The organism is Vibrio sp. 14N.309.X.WAT.E.F5 (assembly GCF_030397615.1).
GTDB lineage: Bacteria > Pseudomonadota > Gammaproteobacteria > Enterobacterales > Vibrionaceae > Vibrio > Vibrio lentus.
This window is the reverse complement of sequence record NZ_JAPNXR010000003.1, coordinates 183,306-195,742: the sequence shown is the minus strand read 5'-3', so window position 1 is coordinate 195,742 and position 12,437 is coordinate 183,306. Positions and strand designations below refer to the sequence as shown.

Here is a 12,437-nt window from a genome sequence, read left to right as displayed (position 1 = left end):
GAAGCCAATGGTAACCATGCTTGATGTCGCGAACCGCGCAGGCGTATCTAAGTCGACCGTTTCTCGTGTCTTAAATGGCAAGAACATCGTGCGCCCAGATGTGGTGAAAAAGGTATTCGATGCGATACAAGAGACAGGTTATCGGCCAAACCTGTTAGCTCAGCAATTGGCGACCAAGAAGACCAATTTCATCGGTTTTGTTATCACCAATGAGTTGTTCAATGGCCCTTACTTCTCTTCCTTGATGTATCACGCCGCTTCCTACAGTGAAAAGTCGAATCACCAATTGGTGATCACCGATGGTAAACACAGCGCAGAAGACGAAAGAAAGGCGATCAACTTCCTGCTGGATATGAAGTGCGCGGGCATCATCATTTATCCGCAATGTTTAACGGAAAGCGAGATCGCTCAGATCATCGAAAGCACTGATACACCGATTTTGGTGCTCAATCGTGAAATGCCGTCGAAGCCCAATTACGCGATCACCACCGATCATTATCAAAGTGCTTGCTTGATGGTTGAACACATCATCGAGCAAGGTCATACCGATATTGCAGTGATTCGTGGTAAAGCCGGCTCTTCGACCGATGAGCTGCGTTACCAAGCCTATCAAGATGTGTTAACTAAACATGGTATTGCATTGGATGAGCCCAAAGTTGTTCAGGGTGATTGGACGATGGAGAGCGGTTATCACGCGGCTCAGGCTCTGGTTAAAAGCAAAACCATATTCACTGCTATCTTGTCGGAAAACGATGATATGGCGATTGGTGCGATTAAGGCGTTAACCGAACTTGGTTACTCATTACCTCAAGACGTTTCTATCGTTGGTTTTGATAACAGTAAAGTGGGGGCGTTTTTAACGCCAAGCTTAACGTCTGTCAGCGTGCCATTAGAGCAAATGACACAAAAGGCGATTCTGAAAATTGTCGGTGATACTGAGCAAGCTGAGGCATTAAGTACTACTGGCAGTTTGGTGATTCGCGACTCGGTTGCCGTGCGTGTCTAGGCTCAGTTAACCGTGATTGAGTTTCATATTTCACCTACAAAAAGTGACGAGCTGCGCATCTCTTCAACCAAGCTCAAACACTCCTTATTCACTGTTGTTTAGATGTGCGATATTGCGTTTTTTGGTGGTTGAATTGACCGCCATTAGGTAAGTAATGTGAAAGAGTAGGTAAGTAACGTGAAAACAGAAAAACAAAAAATGCTAGCGGGTGAACCTTATAAAGCTTGGGATAAAGAGCTATATTCAGCGCGAATTGAGTGTAAGAAAACGCTTCAAAAACTTAATAACAGTATTCCCGATACACCAGAGTGGGAAGCGGCGACGCAAGAGCTTATTCCGGGTTGCGAGAACGCGCACTTAGAGCCCCCATTTCGCTGTGATTACGGCTCGAATATCAAGCTGGGCAAGAACTTCTACGCTAACTTTAACTGCGTGATTTTGGATGTCGCTGAAGTGACTATTGGTGACAATGTGTTGCTTGGCCCGAACGTTCAAATTCTTACCGCAGGTCATCCACTCGATGTGAAAGGCCGAGTAGAAGAAGGCGTCGAATTTGGCACACCGATTAACGTTGGTGACAATGTTTGGTTAGGTGGTGGTGTGATCATCTGCCCTGGCGTGACCATTGGCGAAAACAGCGTGATTGGCGCGGGCAGTGTGGTAACTAAAGACATCCCAGCCAACGTGGTTGCAGTAGGTAACCCATGTAAGGTTCTGAAAGCGATCGATAACGAGTAAACATCGTTATTTTCGTTCGAGTGTAAGGCCTACTTATATTTCAGGTAGGTCTTTTTGTATGTGTAATCACGATAACTCATCGAACCATAGGGGCTATGTGACGTTCCTTTGACCTTAAATAACTGTCGCCGTAGTTGCTCAAACTCATTGGTTTAGATAAGGGAACTTTGAACTAAATTTCGCCCTTGATTTTTAGCTTGATACAACATTTCATCAGCGGAAATAATGGCCTCTTCAATCGACTGCCCAGTCGATAAATCCACAAGTCCAAGCGAAGCTGATATTCCGCCTTTAATCATATTTCTGAGTTGTGGATCGTAGGCGATTTTATCTCGGATACGGTCAGCAAGTTTAATGATATCGGATTGACTTTCTGTTTTGAGAATTACGATGAATTCATCTCCACCGATACGATAGCATTCATCGTTGTTTCTTACATTTTCCAATAATATCTCGCTTACCCGAACTAACACGTTGTCGCCGACATGGTGCCCGTAGTTGTCGTTGATCAGTTTGAAATGGTCTAGATCAATGGCAATGACTCCGATACAGCGATTGTTTTTACTCGTTCTATTATGGCGAATGCGAGAGTTTGCACTTTCTAAGTACGAGCGGTTCTTCAACCCTGTTAATGCATCTGATTCTAAAGCAATTGAAGTTCGATATTGATAATGAGAAAAGGCAATTAGTAACACATAGCCGATCCCTAACAATGCGATGACCTCAACAAAGCTTTGAATCTCCCCCTTTATCTCAGCGACGGAACTGGTCATATTATCAAAGATAAAAAGGGTCGCACGGAGTTGTGGCAAAGGAACTTCAACGAGATGGAAGTACCGAGAATTGTCATTATTTAATCGAAAAAATATGACGTCTAGTAGTTTCACTTTACTTACATAGAAAGCGGAGTTTTCTGAAGTTTGTATGGTGTGCGTATTCGAGAAATCTAGATTTATCTTTTCTCCAGAAGGCATAAAGTATTGATGTTGATTGTCTCTTATCAAAAGAAGCGTATTGGCTGTACCCTTGACTCCTGGGAAGTAATATTGCAGGTCGACACTTGCCTCGTGGTAAAGGGATGACTGCCGCGACACGAGCCCTGCGATTAAGCTGGTATGAGGCTTTGGATGATTGAAGTTAAATCCCCATAGTGTTGTTTCACCATTTTTCATGGCAAGAAATTGAGGTGATGACGTGCTGACATTGAATCGTTGTGCGATGCGTTGAGTGTCAGAACTTGAGAAAGGTTGTGCAGGCTGATAATAAACACCGCCCAGATTAGGTTTGTTGGAGTTTGTCGCTCCAGAGCGTAAAGAAGCGCCTAAAATATTCAATGTTCGAACGACATTACTTTGAACCAGCGTTTGAATGAGCTCGCTTCTGTGAGTTTGATCTTTTTCGATATAATGAATGGTTTTACGTATTTCACCAATATGAATATAAAGGATGACCAAAGCGAAGCAAGCCATTACCCAATGTCTTTGTTTCATAGCTAAATTGATAGCATTCATATTGGTGTACCTTTGTTAAAAATGTCACTGCGCTACTTTAGTAAATAGGGTCTATCGCTTTCACTTGGATATGTAATTCGTCGCGGTAACTTCCTGCTCGTGACAGGTTGGTGTTGTCAGTGATCGAGAGTGAAAAAGGAATGATGTTCTGACCGCGATTATAGGTTTTTATGGATGTCATGCGGTGCAATCTAGATACCTCTATCCCATCGGCGGTAAGCTGATAGGTAATAGCCCAATCAGGGTTCTGAGTGTTGATCAGTTTGCCATGTCGAGGTTTAACCCAAAGCTCTGTTTGAGAATTAGAACGGATCACAAAGTCCGCTTGATAGCGCTTTCCACTATACAGTTCACCGAGTTGCCAGCTGTATCCTGTTGCTGAGCGGTGAATGTTGCTTCCTCGGCCTGACCAATCAAAGGTAACGAAAGACTTTATCTTGTAAGTCGCGGTGCTTGTTAGCGTTGATACTGGGTTGTCCTCATACTTGAGCTTGGCAATAAAAGGTACGATGTATCTTGCAGCGTAGTTAATTTTTGCTCTCGGGTCGACCAAGTAAAAACGGACAGGAGAATTGTATTTTGCGTATAGCAAGTACTCTCGTTCTTTGGGATCGTAAGCAAGTAATGTTTGGCTTTGGTTGACGAAATAAGGTCCATTTTTGTCCTGTGTATTGAGGATTTTCAACCGAACCGATTTTAATGAACATTCGCCGCTTTGAGTGCGTAGCTTTTTGAGCTCGTATTGAATTTTCGCAAATCCCGATTTATCAAACTCAATCGGACCATTGTTAAGTTGGGTTAAGCTCCATACTCCGTTGCAACTCTGTGCTAGCAATGGTGAAGGCAGCCAGAGAATGCATAATGTGAGCAGCCAATTAGTTTTTTTCATTGGAAGTACTTTGAACATTGTTTGCTCCTTGTTCTAGTTGAATATCAGAAAGCCTCAACAGGTTATCGTCTGATTCAGGGATGCTGATGCTCCCCGTTGCGTCGGAGTTGATCGCTTCGATTCGATAATCACCGCTGCCTATACCTTCAACAACGAACCTTCCGCCTTTGTTGGTGAAGAATGGATAAGATGTGTCATCGAGATCGGTTAAATAGCCTTGAGTTAACGCAAGCGGTTGACCGTTAGCTAGCAGTAACTTGCCTATTATGGTTTTAGATTTATTGGACCCAACGGTGATGAGATGACTGGTATAGGCGCCTGGGGTGATGTTGTACATATAATTGCCGATGTCATAACCAACAGGTGCGTCTGGCGCATCAACAGTAAAACTCTGAGTGATATGGGCTGTAGAGAGGCTGATAGCATTGGGGTAACCTTGCTGAGAAATCGCTTCTGCATGCGCGTCTTCATCGCTGTTTATCAGGGCATCCGACTCTAAGCTTTCATGAACTTGCACTAAAGCCGCCGCACCGTATATTGGGCGTGACCAAGAGAGATTGCTGTCACTAATCGTGAATGCTGTGCTGGGTCTAAACGAGGTGACTACAGTGTCTTCGGTATTGGTCGAGTTGTAATAATTGATATCTCCATCATATCTAACCCGGTTGCCTATGTAGTCACCACGTAATTGGTACTGCCCTTGGCTTGATTCGATATCAGCAGATAGAGAATAGCCATATTGGCCGACTTGGTTTTTACTTGGCTTACTGAAGCTTGCTCGTAAGATCTCTGTATCGCTGGCGTATCCTGCATCTGCGGTATATTGGCCGTCATCAGAACTCCATGTCCAATCGACAGACACGATCCCCTCTGTGTTCGAAATTCCCTCATTTGGGTCTTCTTCATGAGTGATACCTAAACCAATCACAACATTGGAGTAAGACCAAGACGTTGAGGCTTCTGCGCTCCATTCCGTATCGAAACCATTCTGTTTATCAAGGTTATATGAGAGCGATAAGTAAACATCATCGGTAATGCTTAAGGTATAGCTGACAGCTGCCGAATGGCCTGTCGTTCCTTCTTCCGTCCAGGGTTGATAGGAATAGGTATCATAAGATTCAAGCGCGATACGTAAGTTGGGGGCACTGTAATTGTTTTGATCCCAGAGCGAGGCGGCATAATCGATGCTTGCGATATAACCGGTTTCATCATATTCACTCGATTGGCTACCTGATAGTCGAAAACCAAGATTACCGATGGGGGTACCAAACGTAGAGATCCCTCCCAGTATGAATCCGTCTTTATGATAAAAGCCATTTAACCCAAGCGTTAAGTGTTCGGTTAAGCCATAGTCATAATAGGCACTTGTGATTAAACTTTGGGTATCGTACTTATAGTGGCTGTCTGCTATTTCTGAAGGAGCACCAAAATACACGCCAAAGTCAGATATACCCTCTTTAAGCAGTTTTGAATTGTAGAACACGCTGTAGAGAATGGAGTCTCGTCTTCCTGATTGATATTCAATATCCAAACGAACGTCGTTGCTACCTGAAGACAGCGGCAAGTTATCGAGCATGTAACGCCCTGGTGGAAGTCGAAACTCTGTCACGTAAGAACCATTTATGTACAGTTCGATATCGGCAGACTCTTCAAGCACTAAGGCTTGAGTGCCTCCTACCTGAATACTGCGATTCGGTTGTAATGCTGAGTAATTACGTTCGAACCCGATTCCGCCAAATTGCTGGCTAGGCAGGTGACCTGAAGTGCTGTTGACTTGGTCGCCAAAAGTCACTCGATAAGGGATTTCTGCACGATCAATAAAGGCCGATATATCACCACGATAGAAAGTTTGTTTCTCATCGGTGCCGCCATCAAAATAGCCTGAAAGTTTATAATTAACTCCTCGTGAACCAGCAAAGTTCCCCGTAGAGACCCACTCTATATTCCACTTTTGTTCTTCACTTTGAGTCTCAACTCCTCGTGTATCAGATAGGCCAAAGTTAAAGTTATTGATGTTGGTGAAGAAGGCCGACGTAGAATAAATGGGAGGAGAGTAAGGGGCGCTGAAACTTAGCGCTTGCTCTTTTCGTGCATCTTGAACGAAAGATAATGAGATTGACATGTCAGACGATGAGAAGGAGAGCAACACGCCCCAATCTTTTAGTGTTTCAACTGAAATAAAAGTGTCTTTGTACGAAGATAACTTACCTGATACTTCATTTGTAAGCGCTGAACCAATCAGTGTATGCAGTTGAACAGTATGAACTTTGGAGATAGTTTTGCCATCAGAGAAAGCATCGATATCGCCCACAGTTGAGCCCAAATAGTTGATTGGGAATGGAAATAGCCAATCCGCGCAAAAGGCGTGAGGTTGGGTTAGCAAACATAGAGAGACGCACAGAAGAACTGTGTAGTATCGGCTCATGTTTACCTCCCAATAAAGCTCGTGTAGAAGCCGGTGGTTCAGTGTTAATCATTTTTTTTAATGGTGATACCAGTGACTTTTTTGAACTCGTTTGGAATAGGGTAATAGGCGGTGGCGCCAGGCATTAAGTAACCACTTGTCTTAGTGTCTATTTGGCTCCAAGGTAGGTCTTTTTTCTCGCCATTCATTTGAAGTTCGAATACTGAATGAAGCAAGTTCACTAAGACTTGGCTGGTGTTTTCTACCACTATGTTCCTGTCTTTAATCGAGGGCTTCATAGTCGGCTTTATTGAGTTAGGAGATACAAAAGCTAAGGTCGAAAAACTAAGAAGTGTTTTTATTTTACTGTCACTATCTTCAGGCCCTTCAACTTCTAGTTCGTTGAATTCGATTCGGTACAGTTTGGTCATTGTGAGAGCATCGCTAGGAATATAGCGCACCCGAATTTTTTGAGAACTTTGTGGATCTACCATTATTTGAGGAGGCAAAATGAGAAAACTATCCTCATTAAGCGTTAGCACCTCACCGGTTTCATCGTAACTTACGTCATACACCACAACTTCAATTGGAAGTGAGCGGTCTTGAGGATTATTGATCGTATAGCTTGAGAGAGCCTTTCCTCCAAATTCGTTCATTTCTTGATACATGGGGGTAATTTCGTAGCTGAAAGCGGCGGTGTGGAAGAGTAGCAGACTGATAAATAAAGTAATGTTTTTCATAAAACCCTTCCTAGGTAAAACGAGCCCACGTTTGCGGGCTCTAATTTATGAGCTAAAATCCACACATGCGATGACAAGTTTTCGCTTGGAGTTTCACATACACTGTAGAGCGATAATTACCGGCTCTTGCTAGAGCTGCACCCTCTGTAGTAATACTAAGAGGAACTTCTGCAATTCTTGCTTGTTGGTGTTCGCCACTCCATTTAACTTGGAAGTTACCTGTCGTATGACCAAACAAACCATCACTTGCATTGCTTGTATCGAAAATGTCAGTTTGATTTGCTTGTAGCGTGTAATCGATACGTTCTTTACCAATGGCCATGCCAAAACGAGTCATTTTGAAAGGTGTGGCTGTCATATCGACTTCCATTGATTTTCCGTAGTTACACCACGCGCGAAGGCTTGCAATTGGCTTACTAGCAGTTAGCCCTGGGATCAAATTCTTGCTATCTGCCAACATGTTCGTTAAGTGGATATCGCCATTCACAAACTCTCCGGCTTGTGCTGACTTTAAGTTGAGTACACAACGTTGTGGAATCGTGCCTTCCATGCGAATGTGTGCTCCATCAGTGTTACTTGCATTGGTGAGTAGGGCGCTAGTTGCGCCACCAAACTGAACTACATTAGCTTCTAACTTGGTTCCACCTGAACCACCACTAGCAAAACTATTTACACTGAACATGACACCGGCTACTGCTACCGCTAATATTAATTTTTTCATAATTATTCCCTCATTACTCTTGTTATTCCAGACAACAAATACATAGTAATTAGGATTTTAAAAACATACCTCGCAACGAGGGGTGATATATCGAATAAATAAGTATGAAAACAGTGCTAGTTTTAAAAGGTTAATTCATGAGCTTTAGCGAATAGTTCATGTCGAGAATGGACATTCAACTTGGACATCACATTGTAAGCGTGTGTTTTTACTGTATTTATGCTGACATTTGTATCGTTTGCTATTTGTATATTTGAAAATCCTTGAATCATTAATTCAAAGACTCTTTGCTCTTTCTTTGTTAAAAAAAACTTTGATGTTACTTTTTCTGTGATGGAATACGATTTTTTATAAGTACTATTGATGCAAAGGTCAATAATAAAGCTTTCCATAATATGTCTAGGAAACCAAAGCTCTCCTTCTTGAACAGATTTAATGGCTTTTGGAATAAATTCAAAATGATTCACTTCTATTTGGCCAAAAAAACCAAACTTTAGGTAATCGTAACAAGAGCTGCATTTAATATTGATGGCGATCCACTTATCTTTTCTATTGATAATGGAAACACCACACTTGTCCGGCATTGGTATCGTACTTCTGTCTAAAAGCACAATGCCTTTATACTCAAGATCAAGTTCAGAATACGATTCGATAACTTGAAGTTGATTGAGTGGGAAAGAAAGTTTCAATAAATCTCGGATTACTCGCGACAAGGTATTGCTGCGAGTGATCAAGCATGTGTAAGGTGCTGGTCGATTATTTTGCATACTTTGAGCCTTCCCTGGCAACAGAAGCGAATTAGATATAAGCAGAACGTATTGAAGGGCTTGTGAGCCACTGTCCTTGTCCAAATCGAGATATCAGTTGGTTTTGGTTTTTACATTGTGTTTTGTGAAGAATACTTTTGATTTGGGTTCTTACTGTTTCTTTGGAGACACTGCGTACTTGCGCCACTTCTGACCCCGTTAACCCCTTGATTATTAGTTCTAAAACATCAAGTTCTGACTTTGTAAGAATTGGGGGAAGGTCTGTGATTGTAGGCTCTGCGTAGCGGTTCCAATGCAGTAACATTGTATGGTGAGCTATCCTAGAATTTGCCCAAGCGATAGTGATGTCACAGATGAGCTCAAGTAGACGGAGTTCTTCTGGTTTTAGTGCATTGATGCTGTGAAAAATAATGACGATCTCATAATTGTAAGAAAGTTCATCTGTGATTGAGTAGTTATTTAGAGCATGTTCAAGGATTGACAGATCTCGATGATCAAAAATTCGATTTTCGATTATTGTATCTTGATTATGGAATAATTGACCTTTTTTGTTCATTGAGTTCAAAGACAGGTAAGAGTCAAGCTTCTCTGTCACTCGTTTTGAGATAGAAATTCGTCCATTAGTGCTTTTGATATATTTGAAAACAGGGTTTTTGCTTTTTGACATGATAACTAAAGTGGCATGTTCAATCCCAATGCCTGTGAGGCTATCTTTAATTTCTTCTTCAAATTCAGAAGGGGATTTATTAAATCCATGACCCAACGTAATAGTGTTTTCTGATGTCTGCATCTCTCATTCCTTAAGCTTACAGCAAGTGGATAGTTTTATATTGTCTTATTTTTTACTATCTCATCTAGATATTAGTCAATAATTGACGACTTTATCATCACCCAATTGGGTGAAAAATAAATAATATAGCTTTGATTTGAAAGTTTTACATTATTAACAATTGGTTTTGATCCAAATCAAAGTTAGTGGGTAAATTATTAAAAAATAAATTAAATAACTAATTGGTATTAAAATTAATTATTTAATAATATCCGCTATTACTATTTCTGGACCAACGTTGATTATCTAATATTAGTTATTGCTGGCACACTTTTCGGTAAGGGTGATTTCCAATAAAGGGAATTGCGAATAGATAGGTCTATTCACCACTTTATTTTCAGTGTGAACAACTAGATATTTTGAATAGTGGTGCTTGTTTTTTTTCCTCTATTATCTAACGCTCCACTGAATCGAGTCAGAACAAGAGCGATCAGAACGAACACAGCACCTACCCAAGGGGTGTTCATTAATCCAGACTTAGCAACAATCAAACCACCACCCCACGAGCCTAATGCAATACCGACGTTGAAGGCGGCAATGTTCAACCCAGAAGCGACATCGACTGCGTCAGGTGTGTATTTCTCAGCCAGTTTCACAACATACACTTGTAGCCCCGGAACGTTACCAAATGCGAATGCACCCCAAACCAAGATGGTGACAACAGCTGCGTAAGAGTTTACTGCGGTAAAGTTGAATACCACCAGTACTGCGGCTAAACCAGAGAAGATAACGGTCAGTGCTTTAATCGGGCCCATCTTGTCGGCCATTTTTCCGCCTCAGATGTTACCTACCGCCACTGACACACCGTAAACGAGCATGATTAGACTGATTGAGCTCGAATCAAACCCTGATACGTTTTCCAGTATTGGAGCAAGGAAGGTAAAGGTTGTGAATGTGCCGCCATAACCTAGTGCTGTGATAGCGTAAACCAACAGTAAGCGTGGTTGAGTTAGAACCTTTAGTTGTGCTGAAATCTTAGCCGCTGGTGGTTGCTTAAGGTTGCTTGGAACTAAGATAGCGCTACCGATAAGAGCAATAAGACCAAGCAGAGCAACAATCAAGAAGGTCGCTTGCCAGCCAAAGGTTTGGCCGATATAAGTGCCCAGTGGTACGCCGGTTACCAATGCAACCGTTAAACCCGTAAACATGATCGCAATGGCACTGGCTGCTTTATCTTTTGAAACCAAACCTGTCGCGATCGTCGATCCAATCGAGAAGAACACACCATGGGCAAGGCCAGTCAAAATTCGTGCGGCGATCAGCGTGTTATAGCCCGGAGCTTGCCACGCCAATAAGTTACCAATGACAAACAATGCCATCACGGTCAGCAACACCGCTTTACGATTCCATTTGCCGGTTAATGCAGTTAACACTGGCGCACCAATAGCAACGCCAAGTGCGTATAAACTGACTAATAGACCTGCCGATGGCAGAGATACATTCAAGTCGCTCGCCATGGTAGGAATCAAGCCTACGATGACAAATTCTGTGGTTCCGATGGCAAAGGCGCTGAGCGTCAATGCGAGTAATGCTAGTGGCATAATCATCTCTCTTACTGTTCTTTGTTAAATACCGAGCGCGACAAAATGGGGCAGCTTGTGACTGCAATAGGAGCACTTCGTTTGATGGCGAGGATTATCTAGTAAAATATATTTGTGAAAAATGCCGTCATTAACAAATAACCTTTGTGATATTTGCAATAATTAGAGAGTTAGCCGATCATTGGATTAAGCTTATAAGAGCGAATAAACTCGGAAAATTTGAGCTGTGATGAGTACAAGCGAGACGACATTAAACAACATGAAAATAGCGAAGGAGCCTCATGCTAACCCGTTCAGATGATTTAGAAATGGTACTCACCGTAGTCGATGCTGGTGGTTTTTCGGCGGCGGCAGAGGCGTTGGATGTGCAGGTCGCTAAGGTGTCTCGTGCGGTGAGTAAGGTTGAGTCGCAACTCGGCGTATCAATATTCAACCGAACAACGAGACGCGTGGAATTGACGGAGGAAGGGCGGCAGTTTGTCGATTCAGTAAGATTGGGGTTGCAGATGATTCAGAGCGCGGAAGAGGAAATCGTGTCGCGTGGTGAGTTACCAAAAGGTCGTTTAAGAGTCGATGCCGCCAGTCCATTCGTATTCCATCAGCTAGTGCCGTTGGTGCAGTCATTCAAAGAGACTTATCCAGACATTGAATTGGAACTTACTTCCAACGAAGGCTTCGTTGATCTTCTAGAAAAAAGAACCGATGTTGCGATTCGAATCGGTAAGTTGTCCGATTCAACATTGAACGCTCGCCCGCTAGGAAAAAGCTTACTCCATATTGTGGCGTCACCTGATTATCTCGCTAAGCGTGGGCTACCCACCAAACCTGAAGATTTGAGTTCGCATCAAATTGTGGGTTTTGCAGGGAACAAAGTGCTTAACCATTGGCCTTTACCACACCAAAGTTATGTCGCACCTACTGTGACGGCCAGTAATGGTGAAACCGTGCGTCAATTAGTCTTAGCAGGAAATGGGATTGCTTGTTTATCGGGGTTTATGGTTCAGGAAGATATGGCGGCGGGTCGTCTAATACCCATTTTGGAACAAGATAAACTTGCCAACACAGACCGAGAGCGAGTGAATGCGGTTTATTATAAATCGTCTTCTGTCTCTAAACGTATCTCAGCGTTTATTGATTTTATTCAGCCAAGGTTGAGCTTGTAGGAAACAATGAAACACTCTTTAGCAGCACACTGCCAAACCGTTATTTGAATCGTTTGAGAGTGGGTATTCGTATCAATGTTTAGAGAGCACATATTGTTGTATTGAGATTTGATAGGTGGATGTGATCT

10 protein-coding genes and 1 pseudogene are annotated in these 12,437 nt (G+C 42.5%); 3 read left to right on the top strand and 8 right to left on the bottom strand.

The window, feature by feature from the left end; genetic code table 11:
• Positions 1 to 7 precede the first annotated feature (7 nt).
• Together OW495_RS05235 and OW495_RS05230 are read left to right on the top strand one after the other, a co-directional pair.
• Complete coding sequence (locus OW495_RS05235) at positions 8 to 1,006, top strand: LacI family DNA-binding transcriptional regulator (protein WP_102514697.1); 999 nt, start codon at positions 8 to 10, stop codon at positions 1,004 to 1,006.
• 177 nt (positions 1,007 to 1,183) lie between these two features.
• The gene (locus tag OW495_RS05230; RefSeq protein ID WP_076671081.1) at positions 1,184 to 1,744 is read left to right on the top strand and encodes a sugar O-acetyltransferase; all 561 of its coding nucleotides are present in this window, start codon (positions 1,184 to 1,186) and stop codon (positions 1,742 to 1,744) included.
• Positions 1,745 to 1,896: 152 nt separating this feature from the next.
• Here OW495_RS05230 and OW495_RS05225 read toward each other — a convergent pair whose 3' ends face one another.
• The 8 genes and pseudogenes from OW495_RS05225 to OW495_RS05190 all read right to left on the bottom strand — a co-directional run bounded on the left by OW495_RS05225 (position 1,897) and on the right by OW495_RS05190 (position 11,146).
• The gene (locus OW495_RS05225) at positions 1,897 to 3,255 is read right to left on the bottom strand and encodes a GGDEF domain-containing protein (protein ID WP_102327372.1); all 1,359 of its coding nucleotides are present in this window, start codon (positions 3,253 to 3,255) and stop codon (positions 1,897 to 1,899) included.
• A gap of 37 nt (positions 3,256 to 3,292) precedes the next feature.
• Positions 3,293 to 4,162 carry a hypothetical protein gene (locus OW495_RS05220; RefSeq protein ID WP_102327371.1) on the bottom strand — a complete coding sequence of 290 codons (870 nt, stop codon included), beginning with the start codon at positions 4,160 to 4,162 and terminating at the stop codon, positions 3,293 to 3,295.
• Entirely contained in the window at positions 4,131 to 6,569 is a 2,439-nt protein-coding gene (locus tag OW495_RS05215) for a pilus assembly protein PapC (protein ID WP_102327370.1), read from the bottom strand. Before OW495_RS05215 ends, OW495_RS05220 begins: the two co-directional genes overlap by 32 nt.
• Before the next feature lie 44 nt (positions 6,570 to 6,613).
• On the bottom strand, positions 6,614 to 7,288 hold the full coding sequence (locus OW495_RS05210; protein ID WP_048609919.1) for a fimbria/pilus periplasmic chaperone: 675 nt from the start codon (positions 7,286 to 7,288) through the stop codon (positions 6,614 to 6,616).
• A 52-nt stretch (positions 7,289 to 7,340) separates the two neighbouring features.
• Positions 7,341 to 8,009, bottom strand: a complete 669-nt coding sequence (locus OW495_RS05205) for a hypothetical protein (protein WP_065111566.1) — start codon at positions 8,007 to 8,009, stop codon at positions 7,341 to 7,343.
• Between the two features lie 122 nt (positions 8,010 to 8,131).
• The gene (locus OW495_RS05200; protein ID WP_065111565.1) at positions 8,132 to 8,776 is read right to left on the bottom strand and encodes a response regulator transcription factor; all 645 of its coding nucleotides are present in this window, start codon (positions 8,774 to 8,776) and stop codon (positions 8,132 to 8,134) included.
• Between the two features lie 31 nt (positions 8,777 to 8,807).
• Positions 8,808 to 9,566: a helix-turn-helix transcriptional regulator gene (locus OW495_RS05195; RefSeq protein WP_102514698.1), complete on the bottom strand. Its 759-nt coding sequence runs from the start codon at positions 9,564 to 9,566 to the stop codon at positions 8,808 to 8,810.
• Between the two features lie 389 nt (positions 9,567 to 9,955).
• Positions 9,956 to 11,146, bottom strand: a pseudogene (locus tag OW495_RS05190) (MFS transporter).
• Positions 11,147 to 11,427: 281 nt separating this feature from the next.
• Here OW495_RS05190 and OW495_RS05185 point away from each other — a divergent pair.
• Positions 11,428 to 12,309 carry a LysR family transcriptional regulator gene (locus tag OW495_RS05185; protein WP_102512955.1) on the top strand — a complete coding sequence of 294 codons (882 nt, stop codon included), beginning with the start codon at positions 11,428 to 11,430 and terminating at the stop codon, positions 12,307 to 12,309.
• Positions 12,310 to 12,437 lie beyond the last annotated feature (128 nt).